Annotated in this window: 15 protein-coding genes; 2 read left to right on the top strand and 13 right to left on the bottom strand. The window is 56.3% G+C overall.

Annotated elements, in window-relative coordinates:
• Positions 1 to 16: 16 nt before the first annotated feature.
• From HII33_RS04305 to HII33_RS04260, 10 genes are all read right to left on the bottom strand, one after another.
• Positions 17 to 976, bottom strand: coding sequence for a DUF1861 family protein (locus HII33_RS04305; RefSeq protein ID WP_179394548.1), 960 nt, complete (start codon positions 974 to 976; stop codon positions 17 to 19).
• 9 nt (positions 977 to 985) lie between these two features.
• Positions 986 to 1,693: an alpha/beta hydrolase gene (locus HII33_RS04300; RefSeq protein ID WP_179394547.1), complete on the bottom strand. Its 708-nt coding sequence runs from the start codon at positions 1,691 to 1,693 to the stop codon at positions 986 to 988.
• 16 nt (positions 1,694 to 1,709) lie between these two features.
• The gene (locus HII33_RS04295; protein ID WP_179394546.1) at positions 1,710 to 4,805 is read right to left on the bottom strand and encodes an alpha-mannosidase; all 3,096 of its coding nucleotides are present in this window, start codon (positions 4,803 to 4,805) and stop codon (positions 1,710 to 1,712) included.
• A 24-nt stretch (positions 4,806 to 4,829) separates the two neighbouring features.
• Positions 4,830 to 5,474, bottom strand: a complete 645-nt coding sequence (locus tag HII33_RS04290) for an SGNH/GDSL hydrolase family protein (protein WP_179394545.1) — start codon at positions 5,472 to 5,474, stop codon at positions 4,830 to 4,832.
• Positions 5,475 to 5,501: 27 nt separating this feature from the next.
• The gene (locus tag HII33_RS04285; RefSeq protein ID WP_179394544.1) at positions 5,502 to 6,116 is read right to left on the bottom strand and encodes a YesL family protein; all 615 of its coding nucleotides are present in this window, start codon (positions 6,114 to 6,116) and stop codon (positions 5,502 to 5,504) included.
• A gap of 14 nt (positions 6,117 to 6,130) precedes the next feature.
• A complete protein-coding gene (locus HII33_RS04280) occupies positions 6,131 to 7,675 on the bottom strand; it encodes a type 2 periplasmic-binding domain-containing protein (RefSeq protein WP_179394543.1) in 1,545 nt (514 codons plus the stop codon).
• A 12-nt stretch (positions 7,676 to 7,687) separates the two neighbouring features.
• Positions 7,688 to 8,611: a carbohydrate ABC transporter permease gene (locus HII33_RS04275; protein ID WP_179394542.1), complete on the bottom strand. Its 924-nt coding sequence runs from the start codon at positions 8,609 to 8,611 to the stop codon at positions 7,688 to 7,690.
• Positions 8,612 to 8,623: 12 nt separating this feature from the next.
• Positions 8,624 to 9,481, bottom strand: coding sequence for an ABC transporter permease (locus tag HII33_RS04270; RefSeq protein WP_179394703.1), 858 nt, complete (start codon positions 9,479 to 9,481; stop codon positions 8,624 to 8,626).
• Between the two features lie 134 nt (positions 9,482 to 9,615).
• Positions 9,616 to 10,515, bottom strand: coding sequence for an IS3 family transposase (locus HII33_RS04265; protein ID WP_179394254.1), 900 nt, complete (start codon positions 10,513 to 10,515; stop codon positions 9,616 to 9,618).
• Complete coding sequence (locus HII33_RS04260) at positions 10,512 to 10,772, bottom strand: transposase (RefSeq protein WP_179394255.1); 261 nt, start codon at positions 10,770 to 10,772, stop codon at positions 10,512 to 10,514. The genes HII33_RS04265 and HII33_RS04260 overlap by 4 nt, the downstream gene beginning before the upstream one ends.
• Before the next feature lie 400 nt (positions 10,773 to 11,172).
• Here HII33_RS04260 and HII33_RS04255 point away from each other — a divergent pair, with 400 nt between their 5' ends.
• Together HII33_RS04255 and HII33_RS04250 are read left to right on the top strand one after the other, a co-directional pair.
• Positions 11,173 to 12,291 (top strand): GntR family transcriptional regulator, encoded by a 1,119-nt coding sequence (locus HII33_RS04255; RefSeq protein ID WP_179394541.1) that lies wholly within the window; start codon positions 11,173 to 11,175, stop codon positions 12,289 to 12,291.
• A 59-nt stretch (positions 12,292 to 12,350) separates the two neighbouring features.
• A complete protein-coding gene (locus HII33_RS04250; RefSeq protein WP_179394540.1) occupies positions 12,351 to 12,515 on the top strand; it encodes a hypothetical protein in 165 nt (54 codons plus the stop codon).
• A 196-nt stretch (positions 12,516 to 12,711) separates the two neighbouring features.
• Here HII33_RS04250 and HII33_RS04245 read toward each other — a convergent pair whose 3' ends face one another.
• The 3 genes from HII33_RS04245 to HII33_RS04235 all read right to left on the bottom strand — a co-directional run bounded on the left by HII33_RS04245 (position 12,712) and on the right by HII33_RS04235 (position 19,537).
• The gene (locus HII33_RS04245; RefSeq protein WP_179394539.1) at positions 12,712 to 14,526 is read right to left on the bottom strand and encodes a plasmid pRiA4b ORF-3 family protein; all 1,815 of its coding nucleotides are present in this window, start codon (positions 14,524 to 14,526) and stop codon (positions 12,712 to 12,714) included.
• A 293-nt stretch (positions 14,527 to 14,819) separates the two neighbouring features.
• A complete protein-coding gene (locus tag HII33_RS04240; protein WP_179394538.1) occupies positions 14,820 to 19,076 on the bottom strand; it encodes a 2-hydroxyacyl-CoA dehydratase in 4,257 nt (1,418 codons plus the stop codon).
• A gap of 14 nt (positions 19,077 to 19,090) precedes the next feature.
• Complete coding sequence (locus HII33_RS04235) at positions 19,091 to 19,537, bottom strand: flavodoxin (RefSeq protein WP_179394537.1); 447 nt, start codon at positions 19,535 to 19,537, stop codon at positions 19,091 to 19,093.
• Between the last annotated feature and the right edge of the window lie 59 nt (positions 19,538 to 19,596).

The following is a 19,596-nucleotide window of genomic DNA, read 5'->3' as shown; positions in this document are numbered from 1 at the left end:
TGATCCGCCGTTGTCATCACTGCCCGACGTGGTACCCGGCGCAGACGATCTGCCCGTGTCCTTCGAATGGGTACGGGATCGCGGTGCGCCCTTCTTGAACGTCATTGATCCTACTGTACAGGTCCACCAGACCATCGGCTCGAACGACCATGCCGCTCGTGAACGCGCAGTCGACCAGTGACGGTTGCTTGGCTGGCCCGGCCGGGAATGATGCACGCGTCGCGATCAGGTGGTAGTCATGGTAGTCTCGGGTCACGGGATCGAGTACGAAGGACATGTTCATGTACACCGACTTACCATTCTCACCAAACGAGACATGGCCGAGGACGCCGATCTGACCGTCTTCGAGCAAGAAGGCCTGGTTACACCCGCCCCACTCGTTATTGCTGAACAGACCAGGCAAGTAGGCGGCCTCTTGGATCACCTTGCCCGAGAGCTGGTCGAGCGAATCGATGATCGTAAAGCCGATCATTGACTCGCTGCCATATTTCGCCAGCACGTCTTTGTCTCGCGGCCGCGAGAACACCCCGATCCGCCCATCAGCCAACTCCACCAACCGGATATCTTTCATGTAATCCGGCCCTGAGGTGAAGTAGTACAGATCATCCAGCTGCGGACCACGGTACAGGTCCGTGTAGTAGGTATCGAGCTTGCCCTGGTCAACTTTGACGTGGGTCCCGCCCATGACGACCTCCCCTTGGATCAGGCTGATATAGGGGTCTTCCATGGTGTAGATCATGCTGTCTGGGACCAGCGTCCACTCATCCTGGCCGGTGCGCTTGAACAGTCGCGCCCATGACCGCATCCACTCGGCCCGGCGTTCAACCCGACCAAAGAGATAGGTCTGCCCCTGGTAGACGAACGGTTGTGAGCAGTTGTAGACGTCATACCCGTCCACCCCGATAAAACGCAGGATCGCAGCATCTGAAGGCGTAAACGACGCCTCCAGCTTCGCTTTTTCTTTTTGTAAATCCATCATGACCTCCTAGTCTACTGACCGGTCGATCCACTCGAGACACCGCGGGAACCACGTGGCGTAGTGTGGATCGATCTGCCGAGGGTCACCGTCCGCGGTTCGGGACGTGCCCAATGATAGCCCATGCGGGCCGAACTGAAAGATGTGCCCCTCGAACGGCACCTTGGCTCGACTCAAGGCAGCCATGAACGCCAGGGTGTTGTCCACGGGGACCAAGTCGTCTTCTGCCGTGCCGAACAGGAACGTCGGCGGGTTGGCCGGTGTCACCAACCGGTCCAGTGATGGGCCTTCGATCGCCAACAGGTCATTCATCGACGCTAAGATACAGGCGTACCCGAGAACGACCAGTGCCGGCCGGTAAGTCGTCGTGGTGCTGGCGTATGCCGCGGCGAGGTGGCCCCCAGCAGAGAACCCGATCAAGATCACCTTTTGGGGGTCGATCCGCCAGTCCTCTTGATGCGCGGCGATCGCCTGGAACGCCGCATGCACATCATCCAACGCGTGTTGGTACCCGCGGTGCTCAGCCACCGAGTAGTTCAAGACCAGTGACTGAAACCCCTGTTGATTGAAGGCTTCCGCGATCGGGGCCGATTCCCTCGGACTGATGAACCCATAGCCACCACCGGGCAGGATCAAGACCGCAGCGGACTTGCTGGCATGCGCCAAGCCAAAGTAATCCAGGCTCACGTGACGCGTTTCATTCAAAGTTAGATGCATTTAGCGATCACCCATTTCACAAGCGAAACCGAAGTGTCTTGATCTCATACGGCCGGAAACTCAGCGCAGTCAGATCGACTTCACCCGTCTGCTCTTCCATTAAGTTATCTTCTTCCACGCCTTCGAACTCAAACTGTGGCGTCAACGCGAACGTCTGACGGCCGCCGGTGTAATCATGCAGACGGACGATCAAGCCTTGACCATCTTCGGCCAGCTTCACCGCATCCAACGCCACCTTGGCCTCAGGTGCAAAACTAAACAGCTGATGGTCCTCGGCGTCCGTGGTCCCGACCAGGAACGGTGAGTTCAATGCCCACGCGGCTTGTTGGGTATCGCTGGCATTGACCGTCGCCATGTGCGGATACAGACTGTAAGTGAACGTGTGCTCGCCTTCGTCAGCGACCGGATCCGGCCAGACGGAGCTGCGCAGCAAGCTGAGTCGCATCACGTTATCCTTGATGTCATACCCATACTTACTATCGTTCAACAAGCTGACCCCATAATCCGTCTCGGACAGGTCCGCCCACTGGTGACCGACCGTCTCGAATTTGGCCAGGTCCCAACTCGTATTCCAATGCGTTGGCCGCTTGACGTTCCCGTACTGGATGTCATAAGTGGCCTCGGACGCGCGAATGTCTACTGGGAAAGCGACCTTCATCAGCCGCTGCTTTTCGTGCCAATCCACGTGTGTGATGAAGTCGATGCGTCGTTCATCGCTGAAGATACGCATCACCTGAACGATCTTGGAATGACCGAATTCATACGTGAACTGGACTTCGGTCGCAGCCTCAGTCTGGGTCAGCACCTCTGCTTTGACGGCCTGAAGATCGGTCTTCTTCTCGTTATAGAACAGATCGATGTTCCAGGCGTTAAAGTCGAGCGGCTTATCCTCAAAGAGCTGCAACTGGTTCCCCAGTGACTGTGCCGCCAGCACTTCACGCTTAGCCAGTTTGTCGTAGACAGACAGCAACTGGCCAAACTGGTTCCACTTGATCCGGTAGTACGTCGTCTCAACGCTGTCGGTCTGCTCAACTGGTGATGGTACGTGTGCCGCCGTCGCGACCGGATACTGATGCACAGCCGTCGGGGCGACTGCTGGGACTTGAACATATCGACCATCGACCAGATCGACATATGGCAACGGGTCGCCCGCAGCATCGACCAACGTCTGGGCCTGTTGCGCTTGCGGCAGTTTGACCCACTGCGTCTGTGTCCAACTGGATGTATTCTGAATAGCAACTTGTGCAGTGACCGGCTCTTGAGTCCCTTCGATCAATCCCTGCAGGCGATCAAGGCTTGCTTGGTATTCTCGATCAGAATCCCGGTAAACCTCATTGATCGAAGACCCTGGAATGATGTCATGGAATTGGTTACGCGCCAGCGTGATCCACAGCTCATTCAGGGACGCGGCCGGATACGCCTTATGATCGAAGACGAGCCGCATGGTGTTCGTGATCTCGGCGTTACGCAGCGCCAGCTCCATCTTGCGGTTGTACAGCTTGTTGTTGGCCTGGTTCGTGTAGGTCCCCCGGTGGAACTCGAGGTACAGTTCGCCATCCCAGTGTTGCACGTAACTCTCGGAGTCGTCGACCGTGTGGTGCAGGCGATCGACATAGTCGTCGATCCGAGATGGCTTGACCCACGGCAGCCCGTCGATACGATCCATCTCACGCCGGTTCTCCAGCATGTTCCGGTTGACCCCGCCGCCGCCATCGCCGTAGCCGTATGCTAACAGCAGATCCTGGTTAACTTCCTTGTCCTTATAGGCGTCGTAGATCCCCTTGACGATGTTCGGCTGCAGGTAGCCATTGTACGTGAAGCGACGATAGAACGTCGGATCACCCAGTCGCCCAGGCTCAGGCGTCGTGATGAAATGAGTCAGCACCTCAGTGCCATCCATCCCCCGCCACATGAAGGTGTCATGCGGCATCCGATCGATCTCGTTCCAGCTGATCTTGGTCGTGATGAAGGTATCCACGCCCGACTTTTTCAAGATCTGCGGTAACGCCCAGCTGTAGCCGAACACATCTGGCAACCACAGTACCGTTGAGTCTTGATCGAATTCCCGCTTGAAGAAGCCCTTGCCAAGGAGGATCTGACGCGTCAGCGCCTCACCGGACGGAATGTTACAGTCGGCCTCTAACCACATGGCCCCGCCGACTTCCCAGCGTCCTTCCTTGACACGCTCCTTGATCTTCGTGTAGATCTCCGGATAGTCTTCCTTGATGTACTGGTACATCTGCGGGGAGCTGTGGAAGAAGACGTAATCTGGATATTCGTCCATCAAACGCAGTACCGTCGAGAAGGACCGCGCGATCTTCTCGCGGGTATTCTTCAACTGCCAGAGCCACGCCACGTCAATGTGTGTATGGCCAACAGCCGACACCGTGACAGGCGTCTGCTTCGGCATCGCATCGATCTTCGCTTGCAGGTAGTCGTTCGCTTGCGCCAAGCTGGCGTAGAATTCTGAACTGCCTGGCTCAACAAAGTCGATCAAGTTGATCGCGTGATTCAGCCACTGTGTGTACAGCGGCACATCCGGATGGGTCTCATCAAGCGCCTGAATGGTCTGAATCAGGTTATTGCTCAGGTAGTAGAAGTCATACGTCGGGCGATCGACGTAAGCAAAATCTGCGTAGCTGAACGTATACTCCTGATCGACCTCCGCCCCACTATCCTGAAGGCCTCGACCGGTCCAGGCCTTCAATGTGAGGGTGACCGTCTTGCCTGCGAACTTGGTGGCATCAAAGTACGTCTCATGGTGGTTGCCGTCAACGCCTTGATACGGGTGATCATCCACGAACAGCAAGCTTTCGGACCCGCCCAGTCCACCGGGAAATGAGCTTCCAAAGTCAAACAGTAAGACCAACTGATGCGCATCGGTAAACTCAGGAATAGTAAAGTCGGTCTGGAACCAGTAATAAGCGTCGTGACCCACCCACTTATCACCAGGTGCGAACGGCCGCCACTGGCCGTCCACCTCGTGCGGATACTTCAGGCACTTGCTATCATCTTTAAAGATCTGCCATCCCGTGATCGGTTGCCTCTTGCGGTACCGATACTGCGCAAGCTCGGCGACTCGCGCCACCAGCTTTTCCTTAGTAAAATACATATTCTCCTCCCATGCAGGCTCACCCTAACGGCTGCGCCGCCATTGATCAAGTCGCGGTACGACCGCTTTACACCATTGCTCGGCAACTAATTTGATCCCGACCGGACCCGGGTGAACCCCGTCACGCATCACACGCTGCCAGCCATGCGCCATCGTAAGCTGATTCAACATACCATCCAAGCTCACATAGATCGCATGGTATTCGATCGCTAGGCGCCGGATGATCTCGATCTTCGGATCCAGATCTCGCCGTAAGTGAAATCGATCGACGTCCCCATCGTTGATGACAAAGGGCTCCATCACCACGATATTGGGAATGTTGAGCGCGCGCGCCTGGTCCAGGATCGATCGATACAACTTCTCAAACCGGTCAAACTCCTCAGGTGTCGCAAAGGTCGGCTTGCCCTCGTTGTAACCGGTATCATTGATTCCGATCAGAATAGACACAACGTCAGGTGCGAGCCCGTCACAATCCTTAGTAAACCGTGCCTCAAGCCCACCGATCGTGTCGCCGCTCACACCACGGTTGATCACCTCAACGTCTTCGTCGAGGTAACGCTCGCCCAGCATTGCTTTAACAAAAAGTGGATACCCATACCCTAAATGATGATCGGGGTCGTTGCGCCAAGTTGCATCTGTCACACTATCGCCATTAAATAAGATCTGCATTTGTTGTCCTTCTTTATTGTGGAGAGATCATGCCGTGTACTTCTCATAAACCGGCGCAAGCCAGATCTCAAACAGCCATGCAAGTGAGGCGAATCCACCGAAAGAACCAAGGTAGATCAACGTGACCAGGCCAGCCGGATTGAAGACTTGAATAAGTACCAAGAACACGATGATCCCTGCTACCACCGGACGAATGTTGAAGACACCGATTTTGTATGCGTTGTAAAGGGATTGCTTAAAGGGGCTTTGATAGCGCGAGCAATAGTCGACCATCTCGTTGACGATGACACTCCAAACCGTCATTCCTAGCAAAACGCTAAACTTGGAGTAGAGCGACAGGAGCCCTGTGATGTTGAATGACCAGACGAAGCTAAAGTAGCCAATGATCAACACCGGGAGAAACACGCCCAACATCTTCAACCCCAGCACGAAGTTCTGACGGCAGGCCATCAGATATCGCCGGTACAAGTGGCCCTCGTGCGCCCTGAGTTGCCGCACAGAGATCCGTAACGCGATCATGTTGCCCAGCAAGGTGATCAGCGGCAAAGAGGTCAAGATGAACAAGACATTCAACACAAAGACATCCACCCCGGTCGCCAATGCGCGCATGACCGGATTATCATAGCGAAATAGTCCCTTCACAACGTTTCCTCTCCTTAGTCGTTACCGAGCGTCTTGTTGTAGCGCTTAAGCGCCTTGTTTTGAATCTCCATGAAACGCTTCAGTCCCATATCATTGAGCTGCTGAATATAAGCATCCCACTCTTTGTCGACACCGCCTTTAGTGATCCATTCGGCTTCTTTTTGACCCGTGAGGCCACTAATGTCGGTATTCAGCTTGCTCAGCTCTTTCGACTCTGCGTCCGTGTAGCTGAGGATCGGGTATTCTGGATCTTGATACTTAACGACTGGTGCTTGGATCTTCTGCTTGAGCCCGTCACCTTCCGTTGGGATCGTCTTGATCTTGGCGTTAAGCGCATCATCAAAGTAAACGGGCGCATACGTGCGGAACGCGTTCTTCAGTTCGTAGTCGACCTGGCTGAACTTGTGCGTCGGATCTGGCAGAAGCTGGTAGGAACCATCGGCGTTCTTCTTAACAAACTCGTCACCGATCGGACCAAAGACGGCTTGAACAGAGTTTTCTGGTTCGTAAAAGCGGTCGATCCAGTTCAGTAACTTAGCCGGGTTCTTGCAAGCCGTCGTCACTTCAAATTCATTACGGGCGTATGACGGGTTGTTGTTGTGGGCATGCTTCTTACCATCAACGCCAGTGATCGCAGGGGTCGCAACATAGTCATCGCCGACACCATTTGGCAATTGTGCAACAGTGGAGACAACCTTCGTGCCCTTTTGGGTCTTATTGATAATATCCGTGAACCCTTGGGTGAACAGTTCCTGATCGATCCCACCCTGCTGGAACGTCTTGTGTAGTTGTGTGATGATCTTCTTGTAGTCTTTGGTGACTGGATCAAAAATCAACTTGTGACCGTCGTAGCTCATCCCACCGATCTGGCTGGTGCTGGCCGTGAGCCCCCACGGCAGGAAGACCAGGTTGGACCAGCCACTGATCCCCAGTTCATCCTTCTTGCCGTTACCGTTCGGATCACCATTGACCATCTTGACAATGGCATCCTGATATTCCTTATATGTGGTTGGCATCTTGATGTTCAACTTGTCCAGCCACGCCTTGTTGATCACCGTCTGATCGGAATACACGATTGCGTCCGGATATTTAGCCGGCAAGGAATAGATATGCCCATCTGCGTCGGTCGAGATCGCCCGAAGCTTTTTATCTTCTTTCATCAGTTTGTAGAGATTCGGCATCGTCTTTTTGGTGATGTACTTCTCCAACGGGATCAGTGAGGCTTTGTTCGCCGTGATATCGGCGTCTTGCAACGAACTAAGGCCCATGAATGCATCCGGCAACTTATTCCCTGCCATGATGACACTCTTCTTGTCACTCCAAGAAAGCGCGGCGATCTTACGAAACTTGATGTTGACTCCTGCGGCCTTGGCAGTGTCCGGAACCACCCCGTCCGTATGATACTTCTCAGTCTGATCTGGATAGCGAACAACTAAGACCTCAAAGTCTTTTTGCTTGCTGTCGTTGTCGCTCTTTGCAGATGAGGACCCCCCACACCCGCTGACAACGGTCAGTAACATTGCAGCCACACCGGCGGCCAAAAGCTTTCCCTTTTTCATGTTTTTTCCTCCTTACTCCTTAACGGAGCCAATCATGACACCCTGGTTGAAGTATTTCTGTAAGAATGGATATGAGCACATAATAGGTAACGTCGAAACGATCATCGCCGCGTATTTCATCATCTGCGCGCGATTGAACAGTTCAGTATGCGAGATCAGGTTGTTCGCCCCACTTTGGCCGAGGTACTCATTCGACAACAACACTCGGCGTAAGACGAGTTGAAGTGGGTGCAGGTTCTCGTTATCCAAGTAGATCATCGCATCGAACCAGGAGTTCCAGATCCCGACTGCTGCCCACAATCCGATCACCGCAATGATCGCCTTGGACAATGGTAACGCGATCTGGATAAAGTAACGGAACAAGGAGCAGCCGTCCATGATTGACGCTTCCCATAGCGACTCGGGAATACTGGTTTTGAAAAATGTTCTGATGACCAATATGTTGTAGGTTGAAACCGCACCAGGCAAGATCAATGCGAGTGGATTATTCAGTAACCCGAGGTTTCGAATATTTAAATAGCTCGGGATCAGGCCACCACCGATGAACATTGGGATGGTGAAAAACAGGAAAATCCATTTTTTACCGACCAGCTCCGATCGGGAAACAGCGTACCCAGCTGGCAGGTTCACCGCCAGCTGAACGAAAGTCCCGACCACCGTATAGATGATCGTATTCAGATAACCACGCCAGATCAGCTCGGCACTGAACAGTTCCTTGTACCCTGCAAACGTGATCACTTTAGGCCAGAGAAAGCTGTTCCCTGACATAATGTCGGCCGGCGTGCTGAACGAAGCGATAATAATGAACCACAAGGGGTATATGATGCCGAGAATGATCAAGGAGAATAGGATCTTGATCCCCCAGTCAAACGCGACTTCTTTGAACGGACGCTGTCTCAGGCGAGGCTTATGCGTCTTCTGATTAACAAGTTGCATGATAGTCTCCTCCTAAAACAGACTCGTATCCGTGTAGTGTTTCGAGATCTTGTTGACCGTGAGCAAAAGTGCAAAGTTGATGATCGCATTAAACAGACCAATCGCTGTCGACAGACTGAACTGTGAATTCAGCAGCCCCATCTTATACACATACGTTGAGATCACTTCACTGGCCGTAATGTTCAAGTTATTTTGCAGAAGCAAGACTTTTTCTAGCCCGACCCCTAGAATCCCACCTGCCCGCAGGATCAATAGCGTGATCACCGTTGGCATGAGCAGCGGATAATCGATATGCCGCATTTGGTCAAACTTGGTCGCACCGTCGATGGTCGCGGCCTCATACAATGTGGGATCGATCCCCGCAAGCGCCGCGAGGTAGATGATACTGTCCCAGCCCAAGTTCTGCCAAACATCGGACCAGACAACGATACTACTGAACAGTTTAGGCATCGCCAAGTAGTTCGGCGCGGTCGCTTTGAACAGGTGCGCCACCATCGCCACCAGCCCAGAATTAGGCGACAGGAACATCACAAGCATCCCACAGATGATCATCGTCGAAATAAAGTGTGGCAAGTACGTGATGACTTGGAAAGTCTTCTTGAACATCCCGGTCCGCAGTTGGTGTGTCAGAAGTGCTAGGATAACCGGAAGGGGAAATCCGACAAACAGACTGTAAAAACTGATGACAAGCGTGTTCTTCAGAGTCCGGTAAAGCTGATAGGAATGCAGGAACTCATTAAAGTTCGCGAATCCGACCCAGGGGCTATGCATGACGCCTAACGCTGGTGAGTAATTTTGAAATGCGATGACAATCCCATACATAGGCAGATAAGCAAAAACGAAAAGGATGATGACTGCCGGGAGTAACATTAACAAAAGTGGGATCGACTTCCGAAACTGTTGACGTCTCTTATGCCGTTTCTTTTGTGCGGGATCGTTGTCTTGGATTTAAGTCAAGTTTCGAGACAGTGAATCTATTTGATTTGTGTGTTCCGAGTTTATAGTCAGGCGTTACAATTCAGCGCATGACCATGCCAGTGAGTTATTTCATATTGAACTGGACTCATCATTTCTAGTCCAGAATGGATCCGAGTGCGGTTATACCACTTCTCGATATATTCGAAGATGTTTGTTCGTGCTTGTTCAAAAGTGCGGTAATTCTCTGGGAAAACGTAATGTTCCTCTTTTTTGAATGAGGCATGAAATGACTCGATGATTGCATTATCGTACGGCGTTGCTTTACGACTATACGAGTGCTTAGCGCCGACAGAAATCAGGATTTCTTCGAAGGCAACGCCGGTAAACTGACTGCCAAGATCTGTGTGTACGGTCAATCCTTCAAAGACGTTACGATCAATCAATGCGTTACTAAATGCTTTAATAACTAAGGTTTCGGTCATATCGCGGCCGTACGCAAAACCGACGATACGGCGTGAAAACAAGTCCATGAAGGTACATAAATAAGTCCAACCATCTTTCGCCGTTTGAACGTAAGTAATATCACCGGCCCATTTCTGATTGATAGCTGTTGTACTAAAGTCTTGTGCCAATAGGTTGTTCCGCTCAGCTACTGGATTTGCTGCTGGTGCTGCGCGATATTTTCGGCGAGTGATCGAACGCAATCCTTCTTCACGCATGAGCTTTTGGATCAATTTTTGACCAACGTGGTCCTCCCGTTGTTGGTTGATCATAAAGGTGAGCTTGGGTGCGCCGTATCGGCCTTTTGCGGCTTTATAGGCGACGTGTAGTTGTGCTCGTATTTCTTCCCGACGCTTCTCGGTTGGCGTTTCTTCGTGATTGCAGTAGCGATAATAAGAACCTCGTGGTACGGATAAAGCATCGGTGGCTGTGACGATCGGGAAGTCGTGAGTTTCAATAAAGGCATACAAATCGCGGTTCGTCACTTGCTTTGTTTCGCGAAGATGCCCAAGGCTTTTTTTAGGATCTCATTCTCCTGCTTCATTTGAAGGTATTCGGCTCGCATCTTCGCATATTCTGCACTTGAAGGATCCTTGGTCGATGCTTGTTTATGCTCAGTGAACCATTTGCCCAAAGTTGCGATGGGAACGTCGTAGTCTTTACTTAATTCGCCTGGTCCTTTGCCGGCAGCGTGTAGTTCGATGAGCATGTCTTTGAAATCTTGGTTGTACTTCTTAGCCATAACAGATCCTCCAGTAATCATACTTTGATGTCATTATACTAGATTCACTGTCTCACTTTTGAGGGTAACACCATCTGACAACATCGTCCCAGCTGTACTGTCGCTCATAAATTCCTCCTCCTAAAAGTAAACATGGTTTCCATGCAGCGACCCCCTCGCGTCCGAAAAGGGGTGCACGTTTACCTGTACGAGCCGATACCGTCTCCTTGAAGAGAGCTGCGCCAAACGGGCCACGATCGGTTAAATGATATGTCATTTTCCGATGATATCAGTTGACAGCGGCGCCCTTACTTGCCATAATAGCCCATGAAAAGCGTTTGTCAACGGTTTCACACGATATTTGGCAGCGCTTTCTATTAATGACATTAGTTTAATATCATTTCGGTTTGGAGACTTTCCTATGGCACTTAATTCCTTTCAACCGTTATACGTTCAGATCTACGAGGACCTCAAAAATCAGATCACCAACGGGGTTTACCCCGTTGGTGGACTCTTGCCGACCGAGCGCGAACTGGAGAAGATCTACAACGTCAGTCGGATCACAGCACAAAGCGCGGTCAATCAACTAGCTCAAGCGCACATCGTTCAGCGTCAACCAGGCAAGGGCACCACTGTGCTCAAAAAACCGCTCCAGCAGCTCAACACACGTGCCCTGGGCATCATCGTGCCAGGGACGTTGGAAAGTTATGGGGACACCTTGCTGCACGTGCTGAGCGACGAAGCAGCTAAGTACGGGTTCGCCTCACTCCTTCGCTACTCCAATGAAGACCAGCAGTTGGAGGCTGCCTGTATTCAGCAGCTGATCGATGCGCCTGTTGCTGGGATCTTGATCGCGCCTTTACAGCGAGAGTTCTACAATCCGGTCTTGATGAAGTACGTTTTGCAGGGCTTCCCGATCGTGATCCTCGACAAGCAGATGCAGGGTCTTGACACCATGCTCGTCGGGACAGATCACTTCGAAAGTGCCCGGCAGTGCGCGCGGATGATCCTTGACCGCGGACATGCCAAGATCGGGATCATCGATTATGCAGAGATCAGTAACTCGACTTTTGTCGCCCGTAAGGATGGCTTCGCGTCCGTCTATTCACATTCTCACTACACACTCAAGTCAAGCGCGATCTGCGCGGTCGTTCAGACCAACTATATCAGCGATAGAATGGACACAGGATCAGTGAACGCTGACGTCGAACGCATTTGTGACTACATCACGACCCAGCGACCGACCTGTATCATTGCACTCGACAGTTACCTAGCTTACCTCGCCCATGAAGCCGCTTATCGCCTTCACTTAAGCATCCCAGAAGACATTTCATTCTTCGGGTTCGATGCGAACCCCGGCAGCGATCTACATTCTCAGTATAGTTACTATCAACAAGATGAAGCGGAGATCGGTCGAACTGCTGTACGCATGCTCTCAGCGGCGATCGACGATCACGACATCCAGGAAAAAATGTGCTACGTTGACGGTAAAATTCGTGATCTAGGGACTGTGAAGGACCTGAATGACACCACAGTCTAAAGCGGTCACCACAATCATCGGGTGTGTCGTCTAGGCGTCACCCTGGAAAGGAGCGCATCATGGCGCATTTAATCTTTCTTATCCTGCTCACGCTGTTAGTGGTCGTAACGATCTGGCTCGGCTTTAAGGGCTTCAAGCAAAAAAATAAGCGCTATACCATCGCATTTTTCGTTCTCTATGCCCTGGATATCATCGTTATCCTGCCCTACATTTACGAGCTATAAAGTCGATAAAACACGAAAGCCAGGACAGACTGCACACGGCAAATCTGTTCTGGCTTTCGTGTCCGAACGTCTCTTGGCGATCACATGATGCGCTGTTGCGGCAACAGCAGACGAGGGGCGCGGGCATCGATCCTGGGCCCACGGGATCAGCGCACTAACAATGGCTCTAGACCACAGCCTTGTCCAACGGCCCCGTTCACCGCCCCGCCCCCTTCGGCCGAAACGGGACGACTTTACCGCCCGGTTGTGGCTGAGCCGCAACCGGGTCCGGTAGCGTGACTAGGGTCGCCTGCGCAAGTTTCTGCAGTGCCTTGGCGCGCTTCGCGGACAGACTGGTCTGCTCGCCCAACACGGCGAAATAGGCGCAGAGCCACTGGACATGCAGGCGCCGCGTGGCCGCATCCAGGGGCGTCAGCTGCGTGGTGAGCTGCTGGGTGACGGCCGCAGGCGTCCAATGCAGTGGCGTCAGCAGCGTCGCCGCGTAGATGCCGGCGACAAATTCAGTGACAACCCCCACGAACAACCCTGCCGCCTCGCCGGCACCGAAGCGCTGCTGCGCAAGCGTTCCCAGTGCAGCGGCGTCATTTTGCACGCGAGTGGCCGTCGACTGGTGCCAATGCTTGCCGTTAGCCGTCAACACATGTGGGCGTGAAGCTGGACTGGTGCGCGTCACCGCCTGGTCATCCCCCATCAGCGACAGCTGGCCGCGGGCCTCACCTCGACCGGGCTGGATCGGTGGGACGTACCCCTTTGACTCAGACTGGGCGAGTGTGCGTTGCAGTTGCGCGTCACCACGGCTGATCGCGGTTGTCAGCGCCATGGCTGCCTGAGCGGTCAGTTGTCCCCGCGCCTTGAGTGCGGCGATCAGCCCCCGCAGCAGCGGGGCAAGCACCCGCTCGTCCCCCGGATTCAGGGTGACCGTCGCCGGGATGAACGCACCGAGCACCTCAACGACGTCGTCTGGCAGCCATTCAGTGGGCACTGGGCTGCCAAACTCTGCCATGCACACGGCAAAGGAGAATAGGAGGTTGCCCGCTTGAGTGGCCGTGATGCGCACGTCGCGATGCGCCCACGCGCGGCTGGTCAAATACAGGTCGATCTGCGCGGTGATCGCTTCCCCGTCAGCCTCAGACAGACCCGCACCCGGCTCGGGTGCCAATGTTTGCGCCAATTCCTCAAGTGTCGCATCGAGCTGTGCCGGCGTCAGTGCGAGCTCCCCGGCATCGCTGAGCACCTGCATGAACGTGCCGATCACAAGCAGGGTCAGACGCTGATCCTCAACGTGATCCGCGTCTTGCTCAAGTAGCGTCACCAGCGCCGCGGTCCAATCCGCCGGCGTCCATGCGCGCGGCGCCTTACCACTGTGCAACACGGTTTCGATAAGGAATCGCGTCACGATCAGCTGGAGCAGGTCGGTGGGCAGAGCGGCCAGCTCGCGACGCGCCTCAGACGCCTCAAACAGCGGCAGGAGGGCCCGCAGCCCCGCCACCGGTAGATGGTCCAGCAGCTCGCTCAGCATCTCAGCGGACGGCGCGTCGGCCACCCCGAGCGACTCGTCCGCCGCGGTGCGGGCCGGTCGCTCAATCCGCAAGGCCCGCAGTTGTGCGTTGAGTGCCTCGAGGGTCACCGGACGCGAGACAATGCCCCGACCATCCTCCGAGAAGCCATTCCCGCGCACGGCCAGGCACTGCGGCAGCGGCCCAGTCACGTCGCGCTGTTCGATCAGCTGGATCTCATGGTGCCACGAGACACTGGCGTCGTAGATGTAGAGAAGCGGCCCGCGCGTGAGGACTGCACGCACCCCTTCGGTCATTGACGCGCGCGTCACATCAATTGACGCCCGGTCGTCTGCCGGCCCAAAGGTGTACGGGTGGGTATCGGTCCAGCCGAACGCGACCTGCAGCACGCGGTGCAGCTGATCATAGGTGATGCTCGGCGCAACGGCCAACTGTCGCCAGGTCACGGGCTGCCGGTGCGCCAAGGTGACCTTGAGAATCATTGCCTGTGGCATAACGTCCTCCTTCGAATGTGTCTGCTTCCATTATGCCATGCTGAGGGGGCGCTTGGCACCCTGCGGCGTCATTAAAAACGCAGGGGTGCGCCCTCATTGATGGCCCCAAAGCCCGCGACTGGTCCGCGTTCAAAAAATCGAACGCAGACCTGTCCGGCGCTCACGGTGTTCGACCGGGCGACACAAGCCGAATAAGCGGGCGACACTGGCCACCCGAAGTGCGGGTCTGTCAGTGTCGCCCGCCGATTGTCTGGGCGATAGCGACTGCTTGTCTCAGCCCCATGCGGCCTGATCTACTGCGCGATCAGCTGCTTTTTGGCCGTCGCAAGCATCAGGCGGATGCGGTTGAGTTGGTTGACGACGCTGGTGCCGGGGTCGTAGTCGATCGGGGCGATGTTGGCGCCAGGGTAGCGCTGACGCAGCGCCTTGATCATGCCCTTGCCGACCACGTGGTTCGGCAGGCAGCCGAAGGGTTGCATGCAGATGATGTTCGGCGTGCCGTGTTTGAGCAGCTCGATCATCTCACCAGTCAGGAACCACCCTTCCCCCGTCTGATTGCCCAGGCTCAGCACCTGGCTCGCATCGGTGGCGATCGCGTCGATCGCGGCGATCCCGTCGAAGCGGCGCGAGGCGGTCAACGCGGTCTGCATCGGGCGCTCGCACCAGTCGATCACCTGCAGCGCGAACTGGGCGATCCACTTGGCCTTGGCGCTGGCGCCGAGGTGTTCGTAGCGGAAGCGCTGGTTGTACAGCGAGTAGTTCATGAACCCCACGATGTCCGGCACGACCACTTCGGCCCCTTCCGCCTCCAATAGGCGCACGACGTCGTTGTTAGCGATCGGCGAGTACTTGACCAAGATCTCACCGACAACGCCGACGCGCGGCTTGACCGTCTCATTCAACGGAATGGTGCCAAAATCCTGCACGATCTGCGCGACGTTGCGCTTGAAGGCGCGGAAGCTCCCCGCCTCGATGGACGGCCGCACCAGCTTGAGCCAGTCGGCATGCAACCGGTCGACCGCCCCAGCCTCGCGCTCGTATGGGCGCGTCCGGTAGACCACTCGTTCGAACAAGTCACCATACAGGAAGGCCAGCGCCACGCGCCGCAGCAGTGGCAGCGTGAAGGTGAAGCCAGGCGTGTCCTCGACCCCCTGGTTGCCCAGCGACAGCGAGACCACCGGCACCTGCGGAAAGCCGGCGTCGCGTAGGGCTTTACGGATCAGCGGGATGTAGTTGGTCGCCCGGCAGCCACCACCGGTCTGGGTCATCATCACCGCGGTGTGGTTCAGGTCGTACTGACCACTCTGGAGCGCTTCAAGCATCTGCCCGATCGAGATGATCGCCGGGTAGCAGGCGTCGTTGTTCACGAAGCGCTGACCGACATCGACAGCCGCACGGTCATCCATTGGTAGGTTGACGACATTGTAACCCGACGCGCGCAAGGCGACGTCGACCAAGCCGTGCTGGTGGATCGGCGACATCATCGGGAGCAGCAGGGTGTAGCCAGTGTTTTTCATCTCGCGGGTAAAATTGACCGGCGCCGGCGTGTCGCTCAGCACCTGCGGCCGAATGCGCCGCGCCTCCCGCTCCTGCACCGCTGCCTTAAGTGAGCGCAGGCGGATGCGGATCGCACCCATGTTCGTGCCTTCGTCGATCTTCAAGCAAGTGTACAAGCGGTTGTGCTGGGCCATGATTTCCTCAATCTGGTCGCTGTCGATCGCGTCGATCCCACACCCGAACGAATTGAGCTGCACGAACTCCAGCTGCGGGAACTTGGCCGCCACACGGGCCGCCGCGTACAGGCGGGAGTGGTAGACCCACTGGTTGACCACGCGCAGGCCGGCGACATCGCCGAGGTGGGCGATCGCGTCTTCCGTCAGCACGTGGAAGCCTTCCGCCGTCATCAGCTGCGCGATCCCGTGGTTGATCTCAGGGTCCAGATGATACGGTCGCCCGGCCAGCACGATCGCGTGCTCCCCCGTGTCTTGCAGCATCCGCAGGGTGTCCTCACCGCGATCGCGGATGCCCTGCTTGAAGTGCGCCAGCTCGGCGTACCCCGCCTCGAGCGCATCGGTCACCTCGGCGCGGGTCACACCGAGGTCCTTGAAACAGTCGTAGAGGTTAGCTGCGGTGCCGGTGTGGTCGGCCAGGTTCAGATACGGCGCCCGGTAGTCTACCGCCCCGCTGATGATCTCGTCGACATTGTTGCCGATCACCGCCGGGTAGCTCTGCACGATCGGGCAGTTGAAGTGGTTCGGCGCCTGGGCCTGCTCCTTCACCTCGTAGACCACGGCGGGGTAAAAGATCCGGGTGCACCCGCGGTCGATCAGCGCCTGAATGTGCCCGTGGACCTGCTTGGCTGGATAACACACCGTGTCGCTCGGGATCGTCTCCATGCCCTTGTCATACTGGGCCTGGCTACCCTTGGGCGACAGCTCGGCGCGGATGCCCAGCTTCGTGAAGAAGGTCTGCCACAGCGGATAGTTCTCGTACATGTTCAGGACGCGGGGCATCCCCAGCGTCCCCCGCGTCGCCAGCTTGCGGCGCAACGGACGGTACGCGAACAAGCGCTGGTATTTTTCCTGCACCAGGTTGACCTTCCCGTTGGTCTTGGGCGCGCGGAGACGCAGTCCGCGCGCCTCGCCGCGCTCACAGCGATTGCCGGTGACGAAGCGGCGCCCATCGTTGAACACGGTGATCGTCAGCGCACAGTTATTCTCGCAGCCACCGCAGTGCATGTATTCCTTGGCGAAGCTGAGCGACGCCATCTGGTCCAGGCTCAGCATCCCGGTCTGCTCGCCTGTTTGGTAGTGCGACTGCGCGATCAGCGCCGCGCCGTACGCCCCCATCAGCCCCGCGATGTTCGGGCGGATCACCTCCACGCCGGCGATCTGCTCGAACGCCCGCAGCACGGCCTCGTTGTAGAAGGTGCCACCTTGGCAGACGATGTGCTGACCCATGTCCTCTGGGCGGCGCATCTTGATCACTTTGAACAGCGCGTTTTTGATGATCGACAGGCTCAGCCCGGCGGCGATGTCGCCGATCGTCGCCCCTTCTTTTTGCACCTGCTTGACTTTGGAATTCATGAACACCGTGCAGCGCGAGCCGAGGTCACAGGGGTGTGCCGCCAGCAGCGCCGCTTGCGCAAAGTCTCGGATGTCATAATTCAGACTGGTGGCGAAGGTCTCCAAAAACGAACCACAGCCGCTGGAGCACGCCTCGTTCAGCTTGATGGTCGACAGCGCGTCGTGGCTAACGGTCATCGCCTTCATGTCCTGGCCGCCGATGTCGAGGATGAAGTCGACATCCGGCTGGAAGTAGCGGGCCGCCTTGTAGTGCGCAACGGTCTCGACTTCACCGATATCGACATTCAGCGCGTTTTGGATCAGGTGCTCACCGTACCCCGTCACCGCCGCCTTCCCAATGGTCACGCCAGCCGGCAACTTCGCGTGCAAGTCGCGCAGGATCGCCTTGGTCTTCTCCAGTGGATCGCCGTCGTTGGAATCGTAGTACGTGTACAGGAGCTTGTCATCCTCGGCGATCAGTGCGACCTTGGTCGTCGTCGATCCCGCATCGATCCCAAGGAAGGCGACGCCGCGGTAACTCGCCAGGTCGCGCGAATCGACTTGCGCCTGCGCGTGGCGCGCGCGAAAGGCATCCAGGGCTGTCTGGTCTTCGAACAGCGGCGCCAGCGCGTGTGCCGGCTTCATCGCCGAGTCATCACCGTGCAGCAACTGGCCCAACAGCGCCGTCAGCGTGGTCGGCGCGGTGTCGCTGGCATAAAACGCCGCCCCCTTGGCAACGAACAGCTGCGGATCGGCAGGGAACACCACCTGCTCGGGCGTCAAACCCAGTGTCTCGATGAAGCGGGCGCGCAGCTGGTCCATGAAATACAGCGGCCCGCCGAGGAAGGCGACATGGCCGCGGATCTTGTGTCCCGCCGCCAAGCCCGAGATCGTCTGGTTGACCACCGCCTGAAAAATACTGGCCGCGATGTCGGCCTTCGCCACCCCATCGTTGATCAGCGGCTGCACGTCCGTCTTGGCGAACACCCCGCAGCGGCTCGCGATCGGATAGAGCTTCTGGGCGTCTTTGGCGAATGCGTTCAGCCCATCGGCGTCCGTCTTGAGCAGCGTCGCCATCTGGTCGATGAACGCGCCGGTGCCCCCGGCGCAAGACCCGTTCATTCGCTGCTCTAAGCTGGCGCCGAAGAACGTGATCTTCGCGTCCTCTCCGCCCAGCTCGATCGCGACATCTGTCTGCGGGATCAGCGTTTCGACCGTCTTCGTGCAGGCGATCACCTCTTGGACGAACTCGAGGCCCAGCAAGTGCGCGAGGCCGATCCCGCCAGAGCCGGTGATCATGCACCGCAGTGCGAGGTCGGGACCAAGCGCGGCCATCGCCTCGCGCAGCACCCGCTCGCTGGCTGCCTTGACATCTGAGTAGTGCCGCTCGTAGCGGGCGAAGACGGTCTGGTTGTGAGCATCGAGGATCACGAGCTTGACCGTGGTCGAGCCGACGTCAATGCCGCCGAGATAAGGCTGATTCATCCGCACCCCTCCGTTCACAGCGCCGCGATCGCCGCAACGACGGCGTCGAGGTGGGCCCAATCGGCGGCTTCAGGCGCGAGGTCCACTTTGACTGGCTCCGCACAAGGCGTCGCCCCCGCCTGCAGGAACGCCGCCTGGAACTGGTCGACCGCCGTGCAGAACTGCTCGTAGGTCGAGTCCCCGCTTCCGCACACGGCGAAGCGGAGGGCCGGTAACGTCAGCTCCTGCAAGTCTTCATAAAAATCGATCGCCTCATCCGGCAGTTCGCCATCCGTCACCCCAGAGTAGGTGTACGAGGCGACCACCGCGACATCCACGTCGGCCAAGTCGTCGGCCAGTGCCTGACTCATCTCTTCCACATCCACATCCAGGCCGCGCGCCGTCAGCCCCGACGCCACGTAATCCGCGATCGCCTCATTGTTCCCGGTCAGGCTGGCGTATACGATCTTCACTTTGGTCATCTGAGTTCCTCCTTGCAATTAAGACAGTGAGTACTCACTTATTAAGCGCCTGCCTCAGG

It is taken from the genome of Lacticaseibacillus absianus (assembly GCF_013407595.1).
GTDB classification, from domain to species: Bacteria; Bacillota; Bacilli; order Lactobacillales; family Lactobacillaceae; genus Lacticaseibacillus; species Lacticaseibacillus absianus.
The sequence above is the reverse complement of the archived record's forward strand: the minus strand, read 5'-3'. Positions and strand labels throughout refer to the sequence as shown.